This window comes from Sediminibacterium sp. FW305-C-269, from assembly GCF_058231045.1.
Genome location: NZ_JBIQXQ010000003.1, coordinates 13692 through 39129 on the forward strand (window position 1 = coordinate 13692; position 25438 = coordinate 39129).

33 protein-coding genes are annotated in these 25438 nt (G+C 45.1%); 27 read left to right on the forward strand and 6 right to left on the reverse strand.

Translation table 11 applies throughout. The annotated features are described in order from the left end of the window. Positions 1-111 precede the first annotated feature (111 nt). The 25 genes from rpsJ (at position 112) to ACH3Y6_RS10085 (ending at position 15828) form a co-directional block, all read left to right on the forward strand. Entirely contained in the window at positions 112-417 is a 306-nt protein-coding gene (rpsJ, locus tag ACH3Y6_RS09965; protein WP_068242832.1) for a 30S ribosomal protein S10, read from the forward strand. Between the two features lie 334 nt (positions 418-751). After that, positions 752-1369 (forward strand): 50S ribosomal protein L3, encoded by a 618-nt coding sequence (rplC, locus tag ACH3Y6_RS09970; RefSeq protein WP_490835465.1) that lies wholly within the window; start codon positions 752-754, stop codon positions 1367-1369. A 22-nt stretch (positions 1370-1391) separates the two neighbouring features. Beyond that, a complete protein-coding gene (gene rplD / locus ACH3Y6_RS09975; protein ID WP_490835466.1) occupies positions 1392-2027 on the forward strand; it encodes a 50S ribosomal protein L4 in 636 nt (211 codons plus the stop codon). Positions 2028-2054: 27 nt separating this feature from the next. After that, a complete protein-coding gene (gene rplW, locus ACH3Y6_RS09980) occupies positions 2055-2354 on the forward strand; it encodes a 50S ribosomal protein L23 (protein WP_490835467.1) in 300 nt (99 codons plus the stop codon). A 45-nt stretch (positions 2355-2399) separates the two neighbouring features. Beyond that, positions 2400-3239 carry a 50S ribosomal protein L2 gene (gene rplB, locus ACH3Y6_RS09985; protein ID WP_490835468.1) on the forward strand — a complete coding sequence of 280 codons (840 nt, stop codon included), beginning with the start codon at positions 2400-2402 and terminating at the stop codon, positions 3237-3239. Between the two features lie 96 nt (positions 3240-3335). Next, on the forward strand, positions 3336-3605 hold the full coding sequence (gene rpsS, locus ACH3Y6_RS09990; RefSeq protein WP_490835469.1) for a 30S ribosomal protein S19: 270 nt from the start codon (positions 3336-3338) through the stop codon (positions 3603-3605). A gap of 47 nt (positions 3606-3652) precedes the next feature. Continuing rightward, complete coding sequence (rplV, locus tag ACH3Y6_RS09995) at positions 3653-3997, forward strand: 50S ribosomal protein L22 (RefSeq protein ID WP_490835470.1); 345 nt, start codon at positions 3653-3655, stop codon at positions 3995-3997. Between the two features lie 15 nt (positions 3998-4012). After that, positions 4013-4810: a 30S ribosomal protein S3 gene (gene rpsC / locus ACH3Y6_RS10000; protein WP_490835471.1), complete on the forward strand. Its 798-nt coding sequence runs from the start codon at positions 4013-4015 to the stop codon at positions 4808-4810. Positions 4811-4922: 112 nt separating this feature from the next. Beyond that, entirely contained in the window at positions 4923-5342 is a 420-nt protein-coding gene (rplP, locus tag ACH3Y6_RS10005) for a 50S ribosomal protein L16 (protein WP_161818190.1), read from the forward strand. A 104-nt stretch (positions 5343-5446) separates the two neighbouring features. Beyond that, on the forward strand, positions 5447-5662 hold the full coding sequence (gene rpmC, locus ACH3Y6_RS10010) for a 50S ribosomal protein L29 (protein WP_490835472.1): 216 nt from the start codon (positions 5447-5449) through the stop codon (positions 5660-5662). 98 nt (positions 5663-5760) lie between these two features. After that, positions 5761-6021 carry a 30S ribosomal protein S17 gene (gene rpsQ / locus ACH3Y6_RS10015; protein ID WP_490835473.1) on the forward strand — a complete coding sequence of 87 codons (261 nt, stop codon included), beginning with the start codon at positions 5761-5763 and terminating at the stop codon, positions 6019-6021. Between the two features lie 102 nt (positions 6022-6123). After that, on the forward strand, positions 6124-6492 hold the full coding sequence (rplN, locus tag ACH3Y6_RS10020; RefSeq protein WP_490835474.1) for a 50S ribosomal protein L14: 369 nt from the start codon (positions 6124-6126) through the stop codon (positions 6490-6492). A gap of 101 nt (positions 6493-6593) precedes the next feature. Beyond that, positions 6594-6932, forward strand: a complete 339-nt coding sequence (gene rplX / locus ACH3Y6_RS10025; protein ID WP_490835475.1) for a 50S ribosomal protein L24 — start codon at positions 6594-6596, stop codon at positions 6930-6932. Beyond that, the gene (gene rplE / locus ACH3Y6_RS10030; RefSeq protein ID WP_490835476.1) at positions 6932-7507 is read left to right on the forward strand and encodes a 50S ribosomal protein L5; all 576 of its coding nucleotides are present in this window, start codon (positions 6932-6934) and stop codon (positions 7505-7507) included. Before rplX ends, rplE begins: the two co-directional genes overlap by 1 nt. Before the next feature lie 6 nt (positions 7508-7513). Beyond that, positions 7514-7783 (forward strand): 30S ribosomal protein S14, encoded by a 270-nt coding sequence (gene rpsN / locus ACH3Y6_RS10035; RefSeq protein WP_490835477.1) that lies wholly within the window; start codon positions 7514-7516, stop codon positions 7781-7783. Between the two features lie 79 nt (positions 7784-7862). Further along, positions 7863-8261, forward strand: coding sequence for a 30S ribosomal protein S8 (gene rpsH, locus ACH3Y6_RS10040; RefSeq protein WP_490835478.1), 399 nt, complete (start codon positions 7863-7865; stop codon positions 8259-8261). A 118-nt stretch (positions 8262-8379) separates the two neighbouring features. After that, positions 8380-8934, forward strand: a complete 555-nt coding sequence (rplF, locus tag ACH3Y6_RS10045; RefSeq protein ID WP_490835479.1) for a 50S ribosomal protein L6 — start codon at positions 8380-8382, stop codon at positions 8932-8934. Positions 8935-8986: 52 nt separating this feature from the next. Next, positions 8987-9337 (forward strand): 50S ribosomal protein L18, encoded by a 351-nt coding sequence (gene rplR, locus ACH3Y6_RS10050; RefSeq protein WP_490835480.1) that lies wholly within the window; start codon positions 8987-8989, stop codon positions 9335-9337. Positions 9338-9366: 29 nt separating this feature from the next. After that, on the forward strand, positions 9367-9888 hold the full coding sequence (gene rpsE, locus ACH3Y6_RS10055) for a 30S ribosomal protein S5 (protein WP_490835481.1): 522 nt from the start codon (positions 9367-9369) through the stop codon (positions 9886-9888). A 50-nt stretch (positions 9889-9938) separates the two neighbouring features. Beyond that, positions 9939-10121 (forward strand): 50S ribosomal protein L30, encoded by a 183-nt coding sequence (rpmD, locus tag ACH3Y6_RS10060; protein ID WP_490835482.1) that lies wholly within the window; start codon positions 9939-9941, stop codon positions 10119-10121. A 151-nt stretch (positions 10122-10272) separates the two neighbouring features. After that, a complete protein-coding gene (rplO, locus tag ACH3Y6_RS10065; RefSeq protein WP_490835483.1) occupies positions 10273-10722 on the forward strand; it encodes a 50S ribosomal protein L15 in 450 nt (149 codons plus the stop codon). A 73-nt stretch (positions 10723-10795) separates the two neighbouring features. After that, a complete protein-coding gene (secY, locus tag ACH3Y6_RS10070) occupies positions 10796-12142 on the forward strand; it encodes a preprotein translocase subunit SecY (RefSeq protein ID WP_490835484.1) in 1347 nt (448 codons plus the stop codon). A gap of 72 nt (positions 12143-12214) precedes the next feature. Beyond that, positions 12215-13036 (forward strand): type I methionyl aminopeptidase, encoded by an 822-nt coding sequence (map, locus tag ACH3Y6_RS10075; RefSeq protein ID WP_490835485.1) that lies wholly within the window; start codon positions 12215-12217, stop codon positions 13034-13036. Between the two features lie 34 nt (positions 13037-13070). After that, positions 13071-14594 carry a M20/M25/M40 family metallo-hydrolase gene (locus ACH3Y6_RS10080; protein WP_490835486.1) on the forward strand — a complete coding sequence of 508 codons (1524 nt, stop codon included), beginning with the start codon at positions 13071-13073 and terminating at the stop codon, positions 14592-14594. A 1-nt stretch (position 14595) separates the two neighbouring features. Beyond that, positions 14596-15828, forward strand: a complete 1233-nt coding sequence (locus ACH3Y6_RS10085) for a BaiN/RdsA family NAD(P)/FAD-dependent oxidoreductase (protein ID WP_490835487.1) — start codon at positions 14596-14598, stop codon at positions 15826-15828. Between the two features lie 319 nt (positions 15829-16147). Here the strand turns inward: ACH3Y6_RS10085 and ACH3Y6_RS10090 are convergent, their stop codons facing one another. Then, entirely contained in the window at positions 16148-16441 is a 294-nt protein-coding gene (locus tag ACH3Y6_RS10090) for a hypothetical protein (RefSeq protein ID WP_490835488.1), read from the reverse strand. A gap of 201 nt (positions 16442-16642) precedes the next feature. Here ACH3Y6_RS10090 and ACH3Y6_RS10095 point away from each other — a divergent pair, with 201 nt between their 5' ends. Then, positions 16643-17071 (forward strand): CBS domain-containing protein, encoded by a 429-nt coding sequence (locus tag ACH3Y6_RS10095; RefSeq protein WP_490835489.1) that lies wholly within the window; start codon positions 16643-16645, stop codon positions 17069-17071. Between the two features lie 31 nt (positions 17072-17102). Here the strand turns inward: ACH3Y6_RS10095 and ACH3Y6_RS10100 are convergent, their stop codons facing one another. From ACH3Y6_RS10100 to ACH3Y6_RS10120, 5 genes are all read right to left on the reverse strand, one after another. Continuing rightward, positions 17103-18419 carry a gluconate:H+ symporter gene (locus tag ACH3Y6_RS10100; protein ID WP_490835490.1) on the reverse strand — a complete coding sequence of 439 codons (1317 nt, stop codon included), beginning with the start codon at positions 18417-18419 and terminating at the stop codon, positions 17103-17105. A gap of 16 nt (positions 18420-18435) precedes the next feature. Then, complete coding sequence (locus ACH3Y6_RS10105; RefSeq protein ID WP_490835491.1) at positions 18436-19266, reverse strand: fumarylacetoacetate hydrolase family protein; 831 nt, start codon at positions 19264-19266, stop codon at positions 18436-18438. Positions 19267-19354: 88 nt separating this feature from the next. Next, a complete protein-coding gene (locus ACH3Y6_RS10110; RefSeq protein ID WP_490835492.1) occupies positions 19355-20878 on the reverse strand; it encodes a TolB family protein in 1524 nt (507 codons plus the stop codon). Between the two features lie 33 nt (positions 20879-20911). Then, a complete protein-coding gene (locus ACH3Y6_RS10115) occupies positions 20912-22450 on the reverse strand; it encodes an alpha-N-arabinofuranosidase (protein WP_490835493.1) in 1539 nt (512 codons plus the stop codon). Between the two features lie 107 nt (positions 22451-22557). Further along, positions 22558-23592, reverse strand: coding sequence for a LacI family DNA-binding transcriptional regulator (locus ACH3Y6_RS10120; protein ID WP_490835494.1), 1035 nt, complete (start codon positions 23590-23592; stop codon positions 22558-22560). Positions 23593-23947: 355 nt separating this feature from the next. Here ACH3Y6_RS10120 and ACH3Y6_RS10125 point away from each other — a divergent pair, with 355 nt between their 5' ends. Continuing rightward, the gene (locus ACH3Y6_RS10125; protein ID WP_490835495.1) at positions 23948-25432 is read left to right on the forward strand and encodes a xylulokinase; all 1485 of its coding nucleotides are present in this window, start codon (positions 23948-23950) and stop codon (positions 25430-25432) included. Positions 25433-25438: the final 6 nt, after the last annotated feature.

A 25438-nucleotide genomic window follows, 5' to 3' on the forward strand; every position in this document is an offset into this window, starting at 1 on the left:
ATATTTTTTCGGATTTATTTGGGAAATGCACAAAAAAACTTCCAAAATACTTGTCGGTTCAGTTGCAGGCTCTTACCTTTGCAACCCCAATCAGAAAATTGGGTTTCGACTATGTCTCAACGAATCAGGATCAAATTACAATCATACGATCACAACCTGGTGGATAAATCTGCCGAAAAGATCGTTAAAACCGTACGTAGTACCGGTGCCGTGGTAACAGGACCTATTCCTTTGCCTACTCATAAGAGAATTTTTACCGTTCTGCGTTCACCACACGTGAATAAGAAGAGCCGTGAGCAGTTCCAGTTGTGCACGCACAAGCGTTTGCTGGATATCTACACTTCTTCTTCAAGAACTGTAGATGCACTGAGCAAGCTGGATTTGCCTTCAGGTGTGGAAGTTGAGATCAAAGCCTGATAAAGCAGCTGTGAGCCGGTAGCTGTAAGCTATGAGCCACTTAGTTCTTATAAATTATTTTCATCTGCCAAACCCGCTTCAGGCGGGAGAAAGCAGCTCTGAATAGAAACGATCCGGGGTTGAAAGAGAGGCTTCATCATATGAATCTTTTCAAAATCATACAATCCGCGATCATAACATATAAACAGGCCCTTCGAGGTTTGTTTACTACCGGTACTTCCTCTTCCTGCTTACAGCAGGAAAACAACGGAAAAGGTCGGTAGCGAACAAGGATTGAATCCCGATTCATCATCGGGATGTCCTCATAACCAAGCGGGGCTATAAACCGCAAAAGATGAAAGGTATTATTGGTAAAAAGATCGGGATGACCAGCATCTTCGCCGCCGATGGAAAGCAGACCGCCTGCACCATCATCGAAGCTGCTCCCAACACAGTGACCCAGGTGAAGACGATCGAGTCTGACGGGTACACTGCCATTCAATTAGGCTTAGGCGACAAGAAAGAAAAACACTCCACAAAAGCCGAGCTGAATCACTACGCTAAAGCGCAAACTGCCGCTAAGAAATTCGTTAAAGAATTCCGCAATTATTCCATAGAAAAAGCATTGGGCGAAACCATTACGGTTGATATTTTCTCTGAAGGAGAAAGTGTTGAAGTAGTTGGTACCACCAAGGGTAAAGGTTTCCAGGGTGTTGTAAAACGCCACGGATTCTCCGGTGTGGGTGAAGCATCGCATGGTCAGCACGACCGTCAGCGTGCACCCGGTTCTGTGGGTGGTTCATCTTATCCTTCCCGTGTATTCAAGGGAATGAGGATGGCTGGCCGCATGGGCGGTGACCGCGTGAAAATGAAAGGTTTAAAAGTGGTTAAGATCTTCCCTGAAAAGAATTATATCCTGATCAGCGGTTCGGTTCCTGGCCATAACGGTTCCATCGTTTTAATCCAGAAGTAATCACCTATTTAACTGAAAGAACATGCAAGTAGACGTATTAAATATAAAAGGACAGAAGACCGGCAGAACGGTTGAATTACCTGCTGATGTATTCGGTATCGAACCGAACGATCACGTGATTTACCTGGCTGTGAAACAATACCTGGCCCAGGGCCGTCAGGGTACACACAAAGTGAAAACCCGTGCCGAAGTACATGGTGCCAGCCGTAAGCTGCATAAGCAAAAAGGAACCGGTGGTGCCCGTAAAGGTAATATCCGTAACCCGCTGTACAAAGGTGGTGGTACCATCTTCGGACCTAAGCCGCACTCTTACGATTTCAAATTGAACCGTAAAGTGAAGGACCTGGCCAAGATGTCTGCCCTGAGCTACAAAGCCAAGGATAACGCCATCGTGGTTCTGGAAGACATCAACATGGATGCTCCCAAGACCAAGCAGGTGGTTGATATCATGAATAACCTGAACGTGGCTAATAAGAAAACATTGATCGTATTACCAGAGTACAATGACAACCTGTACCTGAGCACACGCAATATTCCAAATATTACCAGTTCATTACTGGCTGATATCAACACTTATGAGATCATGAATGCTGATGTCCTGGTGATCACTGAAAACACCGCCAAGATCTTCGCAGAAGAAGAAGGCGTAACCGCTTAATTTAAGTAACGTTTCAAACAGATACAAATGAAACTGACTGAAGTACTGATAAAGCCCATTTTAACTGAGAAAGCCAACGCTCAACAGGAAAAATTAAGAAGGTATGCTTTCCGAGTAGACCGCAGGGCCAACAAACTGGAGATCAAAAAAGCAGTAGAAGAATTCTACGGAGTAAATGTAGTGGATGTGAATACTGCTGTTGTTCCAGGTAAGAACAAAACCCGTTACACCAAAGCCGGTTTCATACAGGGTATGAAAAGTGCTTACAAGAAAGCGCTGGTGACCGTAGCAGAAGGTGAAACGATCGATCTGTATTCAAACATTTAATTATAGCACGCGGAGCTGAAAAGTCCGTAGTAAAAAGAGTAAAAAATGGCACTTAAAAAGTACAAACCAATCACAGCAGGAACACGTTGGAGAATTGGTAATGCTTATGCTGAGATCACTACCAATGAGCCTGAGAAGAGCTTGCTGGAGCCTCAGAAGAACACTGCCGGCCGTAACTCATCCGGTCGCCGAGTATCCCGTTATATGGGTGGTGGTAACAAACACCACTATCGTATCATCGATTTCAAAAGGAACAAGACCGGCGTTAGCGCTACGGTAGCTTCTATCGAGTACGATCCGAACAGAACAGCTTTCATTGCCCTGCTGCAATATGCGGATGGTGAGAAAAGATACATCATTGCCCCACAGGGCTTACAGGTAGGCGCCACTGTTATCTCTGGCGACGAAGTAGCTCCTGAGATCGGTAACGCCCTGTTGATGAAGAATATGCCTTTGGGTACTATGATCCACAACATCGAATTACAGCCTGGTCAGGGTGGTAAACTGGTAAGAAGTGCAGGATCTTCTGCACAGCTGGCCAACAAAGAAGAGAAATACGCAGTATTGAAGATGCCTTCTGGCGAATTGAGAAAAGTATTGATCAACTGTTATGCTACTGTAGGTGTGGTTTCCAACAGCGACCATAACCTGGAAACTGCCGGTAAAGCGGGTAAGAACCGCTGGAAGGGTATCCGCCCACGTGTTCGTGGTGTTGCGATGAACCCGGTAGATCACCCGATGGGTGGTGGTGAAGGTAAAGCTTCCGGTGGACACCCACGCAGCAGAACCGGTAAGTATGCAAAAGGTGAGAAGACTCGTACCAAAGGAAAGGGTAGCGATAAACTGATCATCCAGCGCAGAGACGGAAAAAAATTAGCAAAATAGCAATTTGAAAATACGGCAATTTGAAAATTTGAAAATGATTTTCAGATCGCCACAAAAACAAAATTTTCAAATTTTCAAATTTTCAAATTAACCAATATGGGTCGTTCGATAAAAAAAGGTCCTTACGTAGACGCAAACTTAGAAGGTAAAGTGGTTGCGATCAACGACGGTAAAAACAAGAAAGGTGTCATCAAAACTTGGAGCCGCCGTAGCACCATCACGCCTGATTTCGTAGGTCACACATTTGCTGTGCATAACGGAAACAAGTTCATCCCTGTTTATGTAACAGAATTCATGGTAGGTCACAAACTCGGTGAGTTTGCCCCAACCAGGAACTTCAGAGGACACGCAGGAGCCAAAAAATAGTAAATAGTCTGTGGTCGCGAGATCACACACCATAAACAAAGAAAGAAATGGAAGCAGTAGCTAAACTGAACAATTACCCGACCGGCCCACGCAAAATGCGTTTGCTGGCTGATGTGATCCGCGGTATGGAAGTAGAGAAAGCCCTGGCTATTCTTGAACACCATCCACAGCACAATGCCACTCCTTTGGCAAAACTGCTGAAAAGTGCCATCAGTAACTGGGAGCAGAAAAACGGCGGAGCCAGTGCGGCGGACAGCAGCCTGGTGGTAAAGACCGTATTTGTAGATGGAGGCCGTGTACTGAAGCGTATGCGCCCTGCACCACAAGGCCGCGGATACAGGGTTCGTAAACGCAGCAACCACGTAACATTAATCGTAGATTCTAAAAACTAATTGTAAAACCATTATATGGGTCAGAAAGCAAATCCAATTGGTAACAGGTTAGGTATCATCCGCGGATGGGACAGTAACTGGTATGGCAGTAAGAAAGATTACGCATCCAAACTGATCGAAGATCATAAGATCCGTACTTACCTGAGTGCCCGTATTAACAAAGGTGGTATTGCCAAAATTGTTATTGAGCGTACACTGGGTAAGTTAATCGTAACCATCCATACTTCCAAGCCTGGTATCATCATCGGTAAAGGTGGTGGTGAAGTTGACCGTATTAAGGAAGAATTGAAGAAATTGACCGGTAAGGATGATGTTCAGATCAACATCCTCGAGATCCGTCGTCCTGAGCTGGATGCCACCATCGTAGGTGACACCATCGCACGCCAGATCGAGAACCGTATCAACTTCAAACGTGCTACCAAGATGGCGATCGCTTCTACCCTTCGTATGGGTGCAGAAGGTATCAAGGTGAAACTGAGCGGACGTTTGGGTGGATCAGAGATCGCCCGTAGCGAAGAGTTCAAACAAGGACGTACACCTTTGCATACTTTCCGTATGGATATCGATTACGCTAATGTATTTGCACAGACTGTTTACGGAAAGATCGGTATCAAAGTGTGGATCTGTAAAGGGGAAGTATTAGGCAAGCGTGAACTGAATCCGAACTTTGTAGGTGGTAAGAACGACATGAGCGACAGAAGGGATGGTGGCCGTGAAGACCGCAGACCAGGTGGCGACAGGAGAGATGACCGCAGAGGTGGTGGCGATCGTGGTGGCCGCGATAACCGTGGAGGCGGAAGAGGTAGAAGTTAAAAACTGAATTTGAAAATGTGGCAGTTTGAAAATTGGAAATTGATTTTCAGATAACCACTCTCAGCAGACCATTTTCAGATTTTCAAATTAACAAATTTTCAAATTGAAATAAATGTTACAGCCTAAAAGAAGTAAGCATAGGAAGCAGCAAAAAGGACGCATTCGCGAAGTAGCAAAGCGTGGTACTTCCATTTCATTCGGATCTTTTGCCCTGAAGGCACTGGAGCCAATCTGGTTGACCAATCGCCAGATCGAGTCTGCCCGTCAGGCGATGACCCGTGCTATGAAGCGTGAGGGAAATGTATGGATCCGTATTTTCCCTGACAAGATCATTACCCGTAAGCCAGCCGAAGTGAGGATGGGTAAGGGTAAGGGTAATCCTGAATTCTGGGCTGCTGTGGTAGAACCAGGACGTATCATCTTCGAATGTGATGGTGTTACAGAAGCTGTTGCCAAAGAAGCAATGGGCCTGGCCGCACAGAAATTACCAATCGCAACCAAATTCATCGTAAGAAGAGATTTGCAAGCATAAAGACAATTTGAAAATGTGTTGATCCGAAAATTTAAAAGAAATTTTCAAAAAAGCACAAGCCAAATTTTCAAATTTCCAAATTCTCAAATTTTCAAATTGACCCAATGGCAAACAAACAGACATACGAATTTAACAGGTCTATCAAGGATCTGAATATCGCAGATCTGAAAACAAAGATCCAGGAAGACCAGTTACGCCTGAAAAAGCTTGAGTTCGCCCACGCGATCTCTCCGCTGGAGAATCCAATGAATATCCGCGGTCTCCGCAGGGATATCGCCCGTTTGAAAACGGAATTGAAGAAAAAAGAAATGGGTATTTAAAAAGCTGTGAGCTTATAGCTGTGAGCTGTGAGCTTATAGAAAACATACAGTTGCTCGAGGCCCGAAGCTCGTAGCTCAAAGCTTAAAAAACTTAAACAATGGCTGAAGTAAGAAATTTGCGTAAAACAAGGACCGGGGTGGTTACAAGCGACAAGATGGATAAAACCATCACCGTGGCTGTAGAAAGAAAAGTAAAGCACCCTATCTATGGTAAGTTCGTAAAGAAAACCACCAAGTTCCATGCTCATGATGAAAAGAGTGAGTGTGCCATCGGTGATGTAGTTAAGATCATGGAAACCCGTCCGCTGAGCAAAACAAAGCGCTGGAGACTGGTGGAAATCATAGAAAAAGCGAAGTAAGCTTTTTACATGCTGTGTGCAGTTGGTAGACCAAAGCCACAGCCTCTGAAACAAATTGTTATAAATGCCGGGATCTAGGTCCCAGGCTCAAAGCTAAAAAAGATGATTCAGCAAGAAAGCAGACTAAACGTAGCTGATAACAGTGGTGCCAAAGAGGTCCTGTGTATCAGGGTACTCGGAAACAGTGGTCAGGACTATGCCAAGATCGGCGATAAGATCGTAGTAACCGTAAAGGATGCGATCCCTGCAGGTGGTGTTAAGAAGGGTACTGTATCAAAAGCAGTGATCGTTCGTACCAAGAACAAGTTGCGCCGTAAAGACGGTTCATATATCCGCTTCGACGACAACGCGGTTGTGTTGTTGAACAACGCAGATGAGCCTCGTGGTACACGTATCTTCGGACCAGTAGCACGTGAATTGCGTGATAAGGGTTACATGAAGATCATTTCACTGGCGCCAGAAGTATTGTAGAAAACTGCCGTTAGCTGTTGGCGATAGCTGATAGCCGATACGGTTGATATAATAAATTGGTCAGCGAAAGGCTGACCGCTAAAAGCTAAAAGCTCAAAATAATGAGTACAAGATTCAAACCCAAATTCAACATCAAAAAAGGAGATACCGTTGTGGTGATCGCCGGTGATGACAAGGACTTGAAAAAGCCCCGTAAGGTGTTGGAAGTTATCGTTGACAAGGGACGTGTAGTGGTAGAAGGTGTTAACATCGCTACCAAACACACCAAACCTTCTGCTGCCAACACAAAGGGTGGTATCGTAAAGATCGAAGCACCTATCAGCATCAGCAATGTGATGTTATGGGATGCCAAGAAAGGTGAGCCAACGAAAGCAAAACGCACCCGTGAAAATGGCAAATTAGTACGTATCTCTAAAAAATCAGGGGAGGTAATCAAATAATGAGTACTGTAAAATATACTCCGAGATTAGCAGATAAATATACCAAAGAGGTTATTCCTGCTTTAATGAAGAAGTTCGCTTACAAAACTGTAATGCAGGCTCCTAAACTGGAAAAGATCTGTATCAACCGCGGCGTTAACGGTGCGGTGACTGATAAGAAACTGGTTGACATCGCAGTTGAAGAACTGAACATGATCACCGGTCAGAAAGCAGTTCCGACCATGTCTAAGAAAGACATTTCTAACTTCAAACTGCGTAAAGGCATGCCGATCGGCGCACGCGTTACACTGAGAGGGGAGAAGATGTATGAATTCCTGGACAGGCTGGTTTCTGTGGCCTTACCACGTGTGCGTGACTTCAAGGGTATCAGCGACAAGGCATTCGACGGACGCGGTAACTACACCCTGGGTGTGACCGAGCAGATCATCTTCCCTGAGATCGATATCGATAAAGTGAACAAGATCACCGGTCTGGATATCACTTTCGTTACTACGGCGAATACCAACGAAGAAGCTTACGAGCTGCTGAAAGAACTGGGTATGCCATTCAAAAATGCTAAAAAAGAAAACAACTAATATCACATGGCAAAGAAATCAATTACCGCCAGGCAAAACAAGCGTGAGAAAATGGTTGCCAAATTCGCAGAAAAACGTGCTGCTCTGAAAGCTGCCGGTGACTATGCTGCTTTGGACCTGCTTCCTAAGAACGCTTCACCTGTAAGGTTGAAAAACCGTTGTCAGTTAACCGGCCGTCCAAAAGGATACATGCGTTACTTCGGTATCTCAAGGATCGTGTTCCGCGATATGGCACTGAACGGCCAGATCCCTGGTGTGAAGAAAGCCAGCTGGTAAATTAAGACATGTTTCCAGGTGCGGGCAGCCGCAAACCGGTAACAAACAAAATTTTGAACAAGATTTAATTCTAATAAACATGGTAACTGATCCTATAGCAGACTTCTTAACCAGAATTCGTAACGCTCAGTTGGCTGGCCACAGGCTGGTTGAAATTCCTGCTTCTAATCTGAAGAAGCGCTTAACAGAGATCCTGTACGAACAGGGTTATATCCTGAAGTACAAGTTTGAAGATGACAACAAGCAAGGTCTGATCAAGATCGCCCTGAAATACGATCCTCAAACCAAACAGGCTGCTATCCGCTCTCTGGAAAGGGTTAGTCGTCCGGGTCTGCGCCAGTACGCCAAACCTTCTGAGATCAAACGTGTGATCAATGGCCTGGGTGTTGCTATCCTGAGTACATCAAAAGGTGTATTGACCGATAAGCAGGCAAAAGCTCAGAACGTAGGTGGTGAAGTATTGTGCTATATCTACTAATTGAATTACGATGGCATACAAGTGCCATTGAGAATAAACCCTGGACTGACAATTAAGCTTTTTAGTCGGAGCTGAACACGGAACAGGATATTGCATCAAATAAAAAAAGAAAACGACTATGTCTCGTATTGGAAAACAACCGGTGGTAATCCCAGCAGGCGTTACCGTTACCGTTAGCAGCGATAATGTTGTTGCTGTGAAAGGTCCTAAAGGTGAATTAAAGGAAACTATTGACAGGGATATCACTGTAACTGTTGTGGATGGCCAGGTTAACCTGACCCGTCCTACAGACCAGATCCGTCACCGTGCTATGCACGGTCTGTACCGTTCACTGGTAAGCAACATGGTGAAAGGTGTAACTGAAGGGTACAAGAAAGAACTGGAACTGGTGGGTGTGGGTTTTAAAGCCGCCAACACCGGAAACCTGCTCGATCTGGCCCTGGGTTATTCTCACAATATCGTGATCGAAATTCCAAAAGAACTGAAAGTAGCCACTGTTACTGAAAAAGGACAGAACCCGAAGATCATGCTGGAAGGTATCGACAAACAGCTGATCGGACAGGTTGCCGCTAAACTCCGCAGCTTACGTAAGCCTGAGCCATACAAAGGAAAAGGTGTGAAATACGCTGGTGAGATCCTGAGAAGAAAAGCAGGTAAAGCAGCAGGTAAATAAATAAAACAATAACAAACTTTCCGGCAGAATCGGAAGGCTAAAAAATAAAACAATGGGTAAATTAATTCAAAGGCAGAAGATCAGGTACCGCATCCGTAAGAAAGTGGCTGGTACAGCAGTGAAACCCCGTTTATCTGTTTTCAGAAGCAACGCGGAGATCTATGCTCAGCTGATCGACGATGATAACTCGGTAACCCTGGCAGCTGCTTCATCAAGAGATAAAGACATCGCTGCTCAGAAGGTAACCAAGATCGAGAAAGCGAAACTGGTTGGTGCTGCAGTAGCCCGCAAAGCCATCGAGTTAGGGCTGACTACCTGTGTATTCGACAGGGGTGGTAACCTCTACCATGGTCGTGTGAAATCAGTAGCGGATGGTGCCAGAGAAGGTGGTCTTCAATTCTAATTTGCTAACAACAATTAATCGTTAGATAAATGTCTAAAGTAAACGTAAATAAGGTAAAATCCGGTGGCGAACTGGAACTGAAAGAGAAAGTAGTTGCCATTAACCGTGTAGTGAAAACTACCAAAGGTGGTCGTACTTTCAGCTTCTCAGCATTGGTAGTGGTAGGAAACGAAAATGGTGTGGTAGGCCAGGGCTTAGGTAAAGCGAAAGAAGTACAGGAAGCAATTTCAAAAGGTATCGAAGATGCCAAGAAGAACCTGGTGAAAGTTCCGGTTATGCATGGAACCATCCCTCACGATCAGTGGGCGAAAGACGGTGCAGCCAAAGTGTTGATCAAACCAGCTGCTCATGGAGCGGGTGTGATCGCCGGAGGCAGCATGCGTGCTGTACTGGAAAGTGCCGGTGTGACCGACGTGTTGGCCAAGAGCCTCGGTTCTGCCAATCCGCACAACGTGGTAAAAGCAACCATCAAAGCATTGGGTCTGTTAAGAGAACCCATCCAGGTTGCCAAGAACCGCAGCTTGAAACTGAGCAAAGTATTTAACGGATAATACCTGGCGCCTGTCGCTAGCCGACAGCAGTCAGTTCAAATGATAACATCATGAAAAAGATTAAGATCACACAGGTTAAGAGCGGTATCGACAGATCTGAGCGTCAGAAACAAACCCTGATTGCTTTGGGTTTGAAAAAGCTGAATGCTTCCAAAGAAGTAGAAGCTACTCCCCAGATCCTGGGTATGGTTAACAAAGTTAGCCACCTGGTGAAGGTAGAAGAGATCGCATAGCAATTTCAATTTGAAAATGTGAAAATGTGCTAATTTGAAAATGAGTCAGCTTCTGTTGATTCATTTTTGTTTTCATTTTCAAATTTTCAAGTCCTCAAATTTTCAAATCATTTGCGAGGGGAGATACCCCGTAAGTTCAAATCAGATACACATGAAACTACACACACTCAAGCCTGCAGCAGGCTCAACTCACAAGGAAATCCGTATTGGTCGTGGTGAAGCATCCGGTAAAGGTGGTACATCAACAAAAGGTAACAAAGGTGGACAAAGCCGTGCCGGTTACAAAAGCAAAATGGCTCACGAAGGTGGTCAGATGCCAATTCAGCGTCGTATCCCCAAGCGTGGATTCAAGAACAACAACCGTGTTGAGTTCAAAGTATTCAACCTGGGTCAGATAGATCAGCTGGCAGAAAAATATGGTTTTACCGAGTTCAGCCTTGAGAACCTGTATATCAATGGACTGATCAGCCGTACCGACAAAGTTAAAGTACTGGCAACCGGCGAGTTAAAGGCAAAACTGACCTTTAAAGTGAACGCCATCAGCGAAAAAGCAAAAGGAGCTATTGAAGCTTCCGGCGGTACTGTTGAAATTGTAAAGTAATTTCACGTAAATTGCCAGACGCACCCAGTGCGTCTTTTTGGTTTTGAGTATTAACGCTTTCAATTGCATTTAAGTGAAAAAATTAGTTAAGACTTTACAGAATATTTGGACCATTGAAGAGCTGCGTAACAAGATCATCTTTACGCTGGCCCTGGTATTTACTTACCGCCTGGGTAACCATATCGTGTTACCTGGTCTGGATCCCAACAAAATTGAACTGGCCCAGAAAGCTGCCAAGAGCAATGGCTTGCTGGGTATCTTCGATATGTTTGCGGGGGGGGGGTTCTCTCAGGCATCAATTCTGGCCCTGGGTATCATGCCTTATATCTCCGCGTCTATCTTCATGCAGCTGATGACCATCCTGGTTCCTCAATTGCAGAAAGTGCAGAAAGAAGGTGATAGTGGCCGTAAAAAGATCAATCAATGGACCCGTTATCTCACCGTGATCGTAACGGTATTCCAGGCAGGTGCTTATGTGGCTTACCTGAACAGTCCTGGTTATGCTGAAGCCATCCTGCCTGCCTATAAAGCATTCTTCGGATTCTCTACCGTGATCACCTTAACAGCAGGTACCCTGTTTGTGATGTGGCTGGGAGAGAAGATCCAGGATAAAGGCCTGGGTAACGGTACTTCCATCATCATCATGGTCGGAATCTTATCCCGTTTGCCTATATCTATCATCCAGGAATTTACCGCGAAAGAACAGCGTGGTGGTGGTGGTCTGTTGATCTTCCTGATTGAGATTGCTATTCTGGTTACCATCATCATGGGACTGATCATCCTGGTTCAGGGTGTAAGAAAGATTCCTGTGAACTATGCCAAGCAGATCATCGGAAATCGCCAGTTCGGTGGTGCCCGCCAGTTCCTGCCTGTAAAAGTGAACAGCGCCGGTGTTATGCCGATCATCTTCGCCCAGGCAATCATGTTCCTGCCTACTCTGGTCTCTTTTACCAATATAGATTCAGCGCAGGGTATCGTTAAGATATTCAACGATCACAGTAACGTTTGGTATATGGTCATCTACTCTGTAATGGTGATCGGATTTACCTTCCTGTATACTGCATTGATCTTCAATCCTAAGCAGATTTCTGAAGACCTGAAACGTAACAATGGTTTTATTCCAGGTGTAAAACCAGGTCAGCCTACTGCTGATTATATCGGTTCTATCATGGATAAGATCACTTTACCAGGTGCCATTTTCCTGGCGTTTGTTGGTATCCTTCCTGGTTTTGCGCAGCGTTTGGGTGTTACGCAGGGCTTTAGCTCTTTCTTCGGAGGCACTTCCCTGCTGATCATGGTGGGTGTGGTACTTGATACCTTACAGCAGATCGAAACTTACCTGTTGATGCGTCAGTACGATGGCCTGATGAAGAGTGGTCGCGTACAGGGAAGACAAACCGTATCTACCACAACGATTTAATAGAAATAATCACGAACTTTGTAAACCTGTCTCCCCGCTACCATGGGACGACAGGTTTCTTTTTTTTGAATAATGACAAGACGCAGTAACATGATGATCCATAAGACAGAGGCGGAGATCGCCTTAATGAAAGAAGCAGCGCTATTGGTAAGTAAAACGCTTACCGAAGTGGCGAAAGTGCTGAAGCCTGGTATGACCACCCTGCAGATCGATAAGATCTGTGGTGATTTTGTGAAAGATCATAAAGCCATTCCCTCGTTTTATAATTACCGGGGTTATCCGTTTAATGTCTGTGCGTCTGTAAACGATGTGGTGGTACATGGTTTCCCCAACAATATCGCTCTGAAAGAGGGGGATATTGTTTCTGTAGATATGGGCGTGATTCTGAATGGCTGGCATGGAGATCATGCTTATACATTTATCCTGGGTGAAGTATCACCTGAAGTATTGCAACTGGTTAAAGTGACCAAAGAGTCTTTATACAAAGGGATTGAAAAAGCTATTGTGAATAACCGGGTAGGAGATATCTCTTATGCCATACAGGAACATACTGAAAGGAAGTATGGATATGGTGTGGTGCGGGAATTGGTAGGTCACGGGCTGGGCCGCAGTCTTCACGAAGACCCGCAGGTGCCCAATTATGGCAAACGTGGAACAGGACCCAAACTCAAAGAAAACCTGGTGCTGGCCATTGAGCCAATGATCAATCTTGGCTCACGCGAAGTGTATACGGAAGAGGATGGCTGGACCGTTAGGACCCGCGATGGCAAACCATCGGTCCATTTTGAACATGATGTTTGTATCAAAAGGAACCAGGCATTGGTCTTGTCTGATTACAGCATCATAGAAGCGGCCGAGAAGGCAAACACCAACCTGAACACCCGTTATTACTGATCTTTTCTTGTTATCTTACGGTAAAACCGGTAAGATGAGAAAATTGCTGATATGCTTATTGCTTCCTCTATTTGTTCATTCGCAATCGGATGAGATCCTTCGGATCCGTTCTGTACGCGAGCAGAAGGAGACTATATGGATGCAGGAATATATCCGTTTTTTATCCATCCCCAATATTGCTTCGGATAAAGCGGGCCTGAGCAGGAATGCCGCTTTTATCATGCAGATGATGCAGCAGAGGAATATACAACATGTACAGTTGCTGCACAATGAATCCAGGACCGCCACACCTGCTATTTATGGAGAAGTAATGGTGCCAGGCGCTACCCGTACACTCATTTTTTATGCGCATTATGATGGTCAGCCGGTAGATAGCACACAGTGGGCAAAAGGCTTGAAACCATTTATGCCGAAGTTGGTAAATGGCTCGCTGGAGCAGGGAGCCGCTATCATACCATTTCCCGGAATAGCGGGTAAATATGATCCTGACTGGCGCATGTATGCCCGTGGAGCTTCGGATGATAAAGCAGGTATCATGGCCATACTCAACGGTTATGAAGCCATACAAAAAGCAGGTTTACCGTTGCATTATAATATCAAGTTCTTTTTTGAAGGGGAGGAAGAAGCAGGATCACCCAACCTGGGAAGCCTTTTTGACAAACACAAAGCTTTACTCAAGTCGGATCTTTGGATCATCTGTGACGGGCCTGTTCATCAATCAGGCAAAAAAGCCATATTATTTGGTGCCAGGGGTGATGCGCATGTAGACGTTACGATCTATGGAGCAACCCGCCCTTTGCATAGTGGGCATTACGGCAACTGGGCACCGAATCCCGGATTGTTACTGGCCAGGTTATTGGCCTCCATGAAAGATGAAAAAAGTCGTGTGACCATCCGTGGATTTTATGACGACGTAATACCGTTGACAACGGAAGAGAAAAAAGCGATCAGTGAAATGCCTCCCGTTGGTGACCAGTTAAAGGAGGAATTACATTTTGTTACGGAAGAAATGCCCGGCATTGATCTTGGAGAAGCGATTATGATACCTTCCCTGAACATCAATGGCATGCAAAGTGGCAATGTGGGGGCGAAAGCCAGTAATGTGATACCCACAACGGCTTCAGCAGTACTTGACCTTCGAATGGTTCCGGGTAATGATTATAAAAGGCAGCAGGAGCGGGTCGTGAACCATATCCGTGAACAAGGGTATTATGTTACGGAAGAAGAACCGACAGATGCGGAAAGAAAAATATTTCCCCGTATTGCCAGGGTGAAACTCAGTGGAGGGTATAATGCGCAAAGAACTCCCATGGACCTGCCGGTGGTAAAGGATGTGATCGAAGCTGTGAAAAGTACGACTTCTGATAAAGTAGTGTTGATCCCTACCATGGGTGGCAGCTTGCCGCTTTTCTTGTTCGAGAAACATCTGAAAGCCACTACCATTACGGTTCCCGTAGCGAACCACGATAATAACCAGCATGCCGAGAATGAAAATATACGCATCCGGAACTTGTGGAATGGTATAGAAACCATGGCGGCGATTATGATGATGCATTAATATGAGAGACAAATCACTGTTTGTAATTGGAGGCGGAGCTGCCGGATTTTTCTGTGCAGTGAATGCGGCACGCATGAACCCGGAACTGAAAGTGACCATAGTTGAAAAATCGAATAAATTATTGTCGAAAGTAAAAGTGAGCGGTGGCGGACGATGTAATGTTACACATGCTTGTTTTGATATCCCTGAACTGGTGAAACAATATCCGAGGGGACAGCATTTTGTTAAAAAAACCTTTCACTCTTTTAATCCCCGTGATACCATTGCATGGTTTTCGGAACGTGGTGTTCAATTGAAAACAGAAGCAGACGGCAGGATGTTCCCTGTAACGGACGACTCACAAACGATCGTGAACTGCCTGTTGAAAGAAGCCGACAAATATGGTGTGAAAATACTGATGCAGTGTGAAGTAAAGCGGATAACGGTCACATCGGATGGCTTTTCCATCCATACTCCCAATGCGGTATTTACAGCTGGTCATGTGTGCATTGCCTGTGGCGGTTATTCGAGATCGCCTATGTTCGGTTGGTTGCGGGAGTTGGGACATAGTATTTCCGAACCTGTTCCCTCGTTATTCACGTGTAATATGCCGGGCAACAGTATTACAGAACTGATGGGTGTTGCAGTAGAAAACGCTGCTGTAAAAGTACTGGGTACCAAACTGACAGAGCAGGGGCCGCTACTGATCACTCATTGGGGTATGAGTGGACCTGCCATCCTGCGCTTATCTGCCTGGGGCGCCAGAGAACTGGCCGATAAGCAATATCATTTTACCTTACTGGTAAACTGGCTGCCTGGTCAGACAGAACAGGATCTGCGTATGGCCTGGTCTTCTTATCGGGAAACCCATGCCACCATGAAAATGAGTAACAGGAACCCGTTTGGTCTGCCCAACAGGTTGTGGTCATACCTGTTACAGGTAAGCGATATTAACCCCGATATAAGATGGGCTGAATTACCTGCTAAACAACAGAATAAACTGATCAAAAACCTTTCTGCACAGGAATTTCCGGTGAAAGGCAAAACCACTTTTAAAGAAGAATTTGTTACCTGTGGGGGTATTCAGCTGGCAGAAGTAGATCCCAATACCCTGCAAAGCCGTAAACAAACCGGGATCTATTTTGCCGGAGAAATACTGGACGTAGATGGTATCACCGGTGGCTTCAATTTTCAGCATGCCTGGACCAGTGGCTGGATCGCTGCACGATCTGTAGCGGCCGCAGCAATTGAATAGCAGGGTATTTCCGCCATTTATAGCAGGATTTGGACAGTTTATGTAAAAGTGCTTATTCCTAGTACGGACAGTTAACAGCGGATGATTCGCCATAGGATCATGGATCCAGGGCAGCAGCTTTGTATCCAGTGAAAAAACACAGAACCAGATTATCGGCTGCTGTTTCCGGAAATGAGGAAATCAAAGCGCACAGGACGAATATGATCTTCCTGATCAATAAGGCTTTGAAAACAGATTAATTTACACGCTGACATATACGAACATAAGACATAAAAAAACCTTCCATTATGAGGAAGGTTTTTTTATGCGCATACATGGGTTATCCTTTCTTTTTAGCTGCAGCTTCTTTATTGGCTTTGTGGCGCATATCCGGTGTGCCATCTTTTTTCAATGGACCGGCAGGGGCAGCTTTGGTGGCTTCCTTGTTGGCTTTGTAACGCATGTCGGGCGTGCCGTCTTTTTTAACAGGTGCGGCAGTACTGGCTTTTTTTGTATCCGCCGGGGTGGTCTTGCTGGTGGCTGCTTTGGCTTTTTCTGACGAAGGTTTGGCCTGGGCAAATGAAGCGGTAGCCAAACCAAAAACAGCAACAACGATGATCAGTATTTTTTTCATATAACGCGTTTTAATGAGTATTAAGTTACAGAACTGTAATGGGGTTTGGAATACCCTATTCTCTTTTTTTGCTCAAATCTCTGGTTGGTCTTGCTATAAGACGTTTTTAAATCTGATTTTCAATTAGTTAGTATGGGTTAAAAAATATCCGGCTTGTCAATCCGGAGAAATTGTGTTAACTTATGTGATAAATCCTGCCATATGCATAAAGTAAGCGATATTCTAAAAAGAAAAGGGAACCGGGTAACTACCGTAACGCCAGATACTACTGTTATCGCCGCATTAAAGATCATGTCTGAGCAGAATATTGGTTCTGTGGTGATCATGGAAAATGATACTTTCCTGGGTATTATGACAGAACGCGATTATTCCCGGAAAGTGATCCTGATGGGACGTCATTCAAGTGAAACCCCGGTGCGGGAAATTATGACCACTGATTTTCCTGTGATCAAACAGTCGGATACGGTGGAAGCCTGTATGCAGCTGATGTCGGATAAACATATTCGCTACCTGCCTGTGATCGAAAATGGTCAGCTGGCGGGTATCATTTCTATCAATGATGTGGTTACGGAAACTATTTCAACACAGCAGGAAACCATCTCACACCTGCATAGTTACATACAATCGTAAGGATAAACGATCGGAAAATATTTTGTGCTGTTTACCGGATAAACAGCTGAAGTATCCATATTCCTGCGAGGCCGATGATGGAGATTAATGTTTCCATGACCGTCCACGACAGGAATGTTTCTTTTAAAGACAACCGAAAGAATTCCTTATACATCCAGAAACCTGAATCGTTGATATGCGATCCAAATACGCTGCCGGCCCCTACAGCCAGAACCATCAGTTCAGGTGATACATGACCAGCAACGACAAGTGGTGATACAATACCTGCTGCCGTTAATCCAGCAACGGTTGCTGAACCCATCGTAACACGTAATAGTGCTGTTAAGATCCAGGCAAACAAAAGGGGAGGCATTTCCAGTTTACTGCTGAAAGAGGAAATATAACTGCCGGTACCACTATCTATCAGCACCTGCTTGAATACTCCACCTGCCGTAATGGTCAGTAGGATCACCGCAATACCGGAAATGGCATCAGATGCCCATTGCATTACCTGTGGCATGGTTTTGTGGATCCGTAATCCAAAGAAATAGATAGCGGCAATAACGGCGAGCAATAAGGCAATGGTAGAGTCACCGGTAAAAGCCAGAAAACGACGAAGCATATTTTCTTTGTCAAGGATAAGATTGGCGATCACAGCTATACTGATCAGTACAACCGGCATCAGGGCAATGCAGAAACTGGACAAAACAGAAGGGAGGTGTTGGTGTGCAACCGGGTCCGTATCTCCAAAAAGATCGTAACTGCCTGCTTTCCTGTTTTTTAAAATCCTTCCCAGCACAGGTCCGGCAATGATCACTGCAGGAATGGCTATCACAAGACCATACATCAGTGTTTTTCCCATATCGGCATGAAAGGCATTGACCAGTACTACCGGACCGGGATGAGGAGGAAGAAAGCAGTGTGTTGTTGACAAGGAAGCCGCCATGGGCATAACGATATACAATAAAGGAAGGCCGGTTCTCCGGGCGATAGAGAATACCAACGGTACCAGTATTACAAAACCTGCATTGTAATAAAGCGGGATTCCGATGAGAAAACCGGTGAGTAGTACAGCCCACTGAATATTTTTTTCGCCAAAACCATTAATCAGTGTTCCGGAGATCTGTTCGGCGGCACCGCTGGTTTCCAATATTTTCCCAAGAATGGCGCCCAGGCACACAATGAGGGCAAGTCCACCGAGCGTGCTGCCCACCCCTTTTTCAATAGAAGCCAGCAGTGCCGAAGGTTCCATGCCTAACAACAGGCCGGATACAATGGCAACCACCAGGAGCGACAGGTATGGACTTATTTTTTTTACGGTAAGGAATACCTGTAATGCAATCGCAAATAAAATGATGAGGAATACCATGGGCTTTGTATTGGATTTAACGTACGGTATTGATAAGTGTTCCTATTTTATCTATACTGATGCGGATCTCATCGCTCTGCAGTAAGGTAAAATCGCTGGCAGGTACAATGCCTGTTCCTGTCATGATCAGGCAACCGGCCGGAAAACTGCATGCCCGGTATACGTAAGAGACCAGCTCTTCCGGCGTTCGTTTCATCTGGCTGATCTTTACCTGTCCGGTAAACACTTTCCGGTTGTTACGGCAGATGTCAAGTTGTATCTGGGTATTCAGTTCTATGGGCTGCCCTGGTACATAAATACAGGGCCCGATGGCGGCACAGGCATCGTATGTTTTTGCCTGCGGCAGGTACAAAGGATTCTCTCCTTCAATGCTGCGACTGCTCATGTCATTGCCAATTGTGTACCCGACAATTTTCCCGGAAGAAGTCACCGCCAGCGTTAGTTCAGGTTCCGGTACATCCCAGATAGAGTCTTCCCTGATATTCACTTTTGCTCCTGGCCCCACTACCCGGTGTGGGGTGGCTTTAAAAAATACTTCGGGCCGTTCGGCATCATAGACTCTCGCGTAAAAATCACTGCCGCCTGCATTCTTTGCTTCCTCTTGCCGTCCCAGTTTGCTTCGCAGGTAAGTAACTCCGCAAGCCCATAGTTCCTGTGATCCGATTGGCGCCTGCCATTCGAGTGCTGCTATTGGCTCGCTCAGCGCCTCACTGTTCCTGATGATATGCTCCATTTTCTCAAACAGCGAATCATCATTAATAAAGCTATCCCAGTTTTTTTCTGCTACAGGATAAAACTGATTTTTTTTCTCGATAAATAGGCCGCCACTTGTTTTATACAGTCTCATATGTTTATTGGGAGCGGATTGTGAATGAATGTAATGCATCTTCCGGAAATTTCAGGAAGATGCATAAAATCATTGCCTGATAGCATGATCATAATTTAGTATTACTCACAAAAGCAATTTTTTTACTATCGGGCGACCAACTGGGAACATTGATGGTTCCCTGTCCGCCATACACATACCCAATGGTTCTGGGAACACCGCCACCTGCAGGCATCAATCGCAGATACACTTTCTGGTAAAAAGGATGGGAGGAAGGGTCGATCTCTTTGGGAAAGGAAATGAACACGATCCACTTGCCATCTGGTGATATATGCGGGAACCAGTCGTTGTATTCATCAAATGTTACCTGCTCCTGTTTTGAGCCATCTGGTTTCATTCTCCAGAGTTTCATGGTGCCCGTACGGACGGAATTGAAATAAATATATTTGCCGTCAGGGGTATATTCGGGTCCGTCATCCAACAAGGGGTCTTCTGTTAACCGGGTTTGTTTTTTAGTAGCAATATCAACAGACCAGATATTCCAATCTTTTCCGCGTTGCCCGGTAAAAAGCAGTTTGCTGCCATCCGGCGACCAGCCATGCAGGTAAGAATGCCCGTCTTTTTCGGATGTGATCTGTTTGGGTTTGTCGGATCCGCCAATGGGTAAAGTGTAAATGACTGAAGTATGTTCGGGTCCTGTATGGTTACTGATAGCCATTTGTTTGCCATCAAATGAAAGTACATGGTCGTTATTGTTTTCTTTGGCAAAGCCCGTATTCAGTATAGAAATTTTTCCTGTGGCCAGTTCATATCTGCGTAACAGGCCCTCTTCGTTGTAAATAAGGTATTTGTTATCGGGTGTCCAGTTAGGTGCCTGCAATGAATTGGGAGCGCTATGCAAAATCTTGCGGTGTCCGGTAGCGATATCCATTACTTCGAGGTGACTTCCCAGGTAATCGCGGTAAGTCTGAAAATCACGGGAGGGAGGAATGATGATGCGCACATTGCTGAATACAGCTTGTTCCAGACTATTTTCTGCATGGGAACAGATATAAATACCCGCATATACTTCTTCATTCAGGATGATTTCTTTACGCACTGATTTATAGTTTTCGCCGGTACTGGCGGCAGAAAAAGTAAATACATTGCCTGAGCGTTCCAGTTCTATTTCAGTAGGATGAAAGGAGGATATGGGTAGTTCCCTGGTAGAGTCTCCTTCCGACTGCCTGTATTGCAGGGAACTGAGTATGTTTCCATGTACACAGGCGTTTACATGGCGTGAACCGGGAGTCAGCTGATCTCTTGCGATGATGCCAATTTTTCGGTGTTCATCTGCGCCCTTGCCTATAAAACGGATAGTGGCTTTTATGATGAAATCACCCTTGATCTTTTTCCAGGCAAACTGGAACTGGTCCTGATTGAACCACATATTCTTGCCGGCACCCGAAAGCAGGTATGTCTGTTCCTTTTTGTTGTACATGACCATCCCTTTTAAGGCAGGTTCGCCTATGTCTCCCTGATGGTCAAAAATACCCAGTGAGTCGGACTGAGCCTGAGTTGAAGTAAATGACAACAGAGACAGCAATAGCAGACAGGTTATGCGCCAGTTGACAACAGTTGTTTTATTATGCATACATTTTATTTTAGGATAAATGAATCAATGATTTTATTTCATTTCCAGTACCACAACGGAAAAAGGAGGCAAGCTCAATTTTACAGAGGAACCTGATAGGGTTGCGCCGGTAAAAGTTTTTGGAGTGACACTTTCCGGAGCTTCAAAACTGTTGTGACTCTGGAGTTTATCGGCACTCAGGATGCTGCCACTGATAGAAGTATATTGGGCGCCACTGATCTGTATGGTAATTTCCTGTGAAGCCTTTGCGTCAATATTTACCAGCGAGATATGGGTCAACCCGTTTTTATCTTTTGAGGCGGATGCTGAAATAGCTTTCAGCTTCTCTTTACCCATTTTGTATTCATTGCTGTTGATCGATATCGGTACTAAAGTTGCATCCTGGTGTACGTTATACATTTCCATTACATGATAGGTCGGCGTCAGAATCATTCTCTCTTCATTGGTAAGGATTACCGCCTGCAGTACGTTGATGATCTGTGCAAGATTCGCCATTCTTACCCTGTCGCAATGATTGTTGAAAATATTCAGGGTTGTGCCGGCAATCATAGCGTCGCGCATGGTGTTTTGCTGGTACAGGAAGGATCCATTGGTGCCGGGCTCTACATCATACCATCCGCCCCATTCGTCTACTACCAGTGCCACTTTTTTCCTGGGATCGTATTTGTCCATGATGGCGCTGTGTTTTGTTACCAATTCTTCCATTTCCAGAGCCCGCTGCATGGTGGTATAGTATTCTTCTTCGTTAAAATCTTTGGCGGAACTTTTTTTATTCCAGTTGATCACAGAATAATGGTGCAGCGCTACTGCATCCAGCATATTATGCGGAATATCACGCATCAGCACTTCTGTCCAGTTGTAATCGGCATCACTGGCTCCGGAAGCGATCCGGTAAATTTTCTCTTTATTGCTCCAGTCTGTCATGAATGTTGCATATTGCCTGTATATATTGGCATAATACTCCGGTTTCATGTTGCCTCCGCAACCCCAGGCTTCATTACCGATACCCCAGAAAGTTACTTTCCAGGGATTGGCTCGGCCATTCTGTTGCCGCAGATCTGTCATGGGACTGCTGTTATTGGGATGATTTACATATTTTACCCAGTCGGCCAGTTCCTGTGATGTACCGCTACCTACATTTCCGCTCAGGTAAGGTTCGGCTCCTAGTATTTCGCACATGTTCAGGAATTCATTGGTGCCAAAACTGTTGTCTTCTTTTACATTGCCCCACCATACATTCAGCATTGAGGGACGTTTGTTTTTTGGACCCACACCATCCTTCCAGTGATAGGTGTCAGCAAAACAGCCACCGGGCCAGCGTAATACAGGCACTTTCAGTTTTTTTAAAGCGGCGATCACATCCAGTCGCACCCCATCTTTGTGCGGAATAGTTTTGTTGTTTTCGCCAACATAAAAACCACCGTAAATACAATGTCCCAGATGTTCTGCAAAATGCCCGTAGATATTTCGGTTGATGGTTTCCTTGCCTTTGTCAGCCTGAAGGGTAATTATATTTTGTGCTAATAGACCGGATGAAACCCCCAATGCAACTAAAAAAGAAATTTTTTTCATGTACGGAATTTTGATGAGGCGTGATTTATGAGTTTGGTACTACGTTTCAATCATTATGCTTCTGTCGGGATATACTGAATAAGTATGCAACAGTGGATGTTACGGACTTACCTGTTTTTTCCTTTCAATGACGATGCCCTTGCGATCAGCTCTGATTTTATGATAATGGTGTTGGTCAGGTTGATATTTGAACCGCCCTGCAGGTGATTGATGAGATTCCTGGCCACAATCTCACCAATTTCCATACCCGGGTAGTTGATGGTGCTGAGTTTGGGCTCGATGATCTTGCAAATGGCATCATTGTTGAAACCAACTACAGCAATATCTTCCGGTATGCGTATGCCAGCTTCTTTCAGCACCTGCATGCATACGGCTGCGCAATAATCATTGGTGATAAAGATTCCGTCGGGCAACGGTTTCATCGCCAGGATTTTTTTTGCGGAACGTATGCTGGCTTCTTCACTCAGGTCATCAACGATCACCAGTTTGTCATTGTATCTAAGCTTGTGTTTGGTAAGTGCCTGCTGATAGCCCTTCAGTCTTTCTGAATATACGTTTCGTTGCAGGTTAGCCGTAATGTGGGCAATACGTTTGCATCCCTGTTCTATGAGGTGAGTGGTGGCGTCGTAACCGGCTTTTCGGTTATTGATGATTACTTTGGCACCCTCTGCATCCTCAAATACACGATCAAAAAAAATGACTGGTATACCCTTCTTCTCAAATGTTGTAAAGTGGTCAAGGTTGGTGGTGTCAAAAGAGAGTGATGCGATAAGTCCGTCTACTCGTTTGTGAAAAAGATTGAGTGCATTCGCTGATTCTTTGGCGGCACTTTCAGATGAATGGGCGATGATCAGGTCATAATTGGCTTCGGTGGTCACTTTTTCAATGCCTGCAAGTACCGATGTGATGAATTGGCTTCTCAATTCATGTACCATCACACCGATGGTATTGCTGTGCTGTTTCCGCAGGTTGCTGGCAAAACTATTGGACCGATAACCCAGTTTTGTAGCTAGTGCGGCTACTTTCTTCTTGGTGTGTTTATTGATGGAAGGATGGTCTTTCAGCGCACGACTTACTGTAGCGGCCGACAGGTCGAGCTGTTTTGCAATGTCGTAGATTGTAATCTCTTTTTCGCGGCGCATATTAGTCAATCGGTTACAATATAAGTTTTTACTTAAAAATCTCCCTTATCCACCACTTTGTTTTTTACGATCATCGTTTTCGTGATCATTTATTTACCCGGATACCCCATGCAATACTGACTATTTCTGAATATCTGGTCATAGCTATTTTGTTTTTTTGGGTATCATCTCTCCAGGCGATATGCTTGGAGGGGCGAGTTGGTAGAAACGAATGAAAAAAATATTTTACGCAATCGGTTGCACTCTCAAAAAAACTCACGACATTAGATAGGTCATGCCTGCGGGTGCCGGGAACTTCCGTGTTCAGAAGACCAGAAATGACACAAGAATACTGTCTGAAGATTAAAAATTTGTCATGTTATTACTCGGTATAGATGTTGGCACTTCTTCGATCAAGGTATCTGTGGTAGATGCCGTTACCCAGCAACCCATAACATCGGTGCAGTACCCCGAATCCGAATCAGGTATCAGTTCCCCACAATCAGGTTGGGCAGAGCAGTCGCCCGAAATGTGGTGGCAACATGTACAGCAGGCTATTCTAAAAGCCCATGCCACCGGAAAATATCATCCAGCAGATATAGCGGCAATTGGTATCGGTTACCAGATGCATGGACTGGTATTGGTGGATAAAAGACAACATGTTCTCCGGGATAGTATTATCTGGTGCGATAGCCGTGCAGTAAGCATTGGTAATGCAGCTTTTGCTGCTATCGGTCCCGAGAAATGCCTTTCCCATTTATTGAATTCACCGGGTAATTTCACTGCATCCAAATTGGCTTGGGTAAAAGCCCATGAACCGGAGCTTTACGAGCAGATTGACCAGGTTTTATTGCCCGGAGATTTTATTGCCATGAAATTCACCGGCCAAACGAGCACAACACTTTCTGCTCTGTCGGAAGGAATCTTCTGGGATTTTGCCGAACAGGAACTGTCGAAAGATGTGTTTGCCTATTATGGTTTTGATACGGCAATCATCCCGCCAGTCAAAAAAGTATTTGAACCTCATGGAATGGTAAGCCCGGAGATCGCTGCCATGCTGGGATTAAAAGCCGGTATCCCGGTATCATATAAGGCGGGCGATCAGTTGAATAATGCCTTATCGCTGAATGTGCTGCAACCCGGTGAGATCGCTGCCACTGCCGGAACATCTGGTGTGATTTATAGTGTTAGCGACATACTGACTTACGATCCGCAATCCCGTGTCAATACGTTTGCACATGTCAATCATAGTGCACTGCAGCAGCGGCTGGGAATCCTGTTGTGCATCAATGGAACAGGTATCCTCAATAACTGGATACGCAATATAAGCGGGGCGCAGCTGGACTATCACGAAATGAATATAGCAGCAGCTGCCATTCAACCGGGTAGTGAGGGACTTTTTATCCTGCCTTTCGGTAACGGCGCGGAGAGAATGCTGAATAATGCAACCATTGGGGCACATGTGCTGAATATTGATCTTAACAAACATGGATCAGCACATTTATTCCGGGCGGCACAGGAGGGTATCGCTTTTTCTTTCCGTTATGGACTGGATATTATGCGTAGCAATGGTTTGCAGCCCTCAGTGATACGCGCAGGCAGGGCCAACCTGTTTCTTAGTGATGTATTTACAGAAACCTTTGTCAATACCACCGGTGTCCCTGTTGAATTGTATGCCTGTGATGGAAGTGTGGGTGCCGCACTAGGTGCCGGTATTGGCGCAGGTATTTATTCAAATGAAAAAGAAGCTTTCGAGAACATGAAGAAATTGAAAGTAGTGGAGCCCTCCGATACAAAACCTTATGACATCCTGTACCAGGAGTGGGAAAACTTGCTGCAGAAAAAACTTACCTCATCATAAAATTTT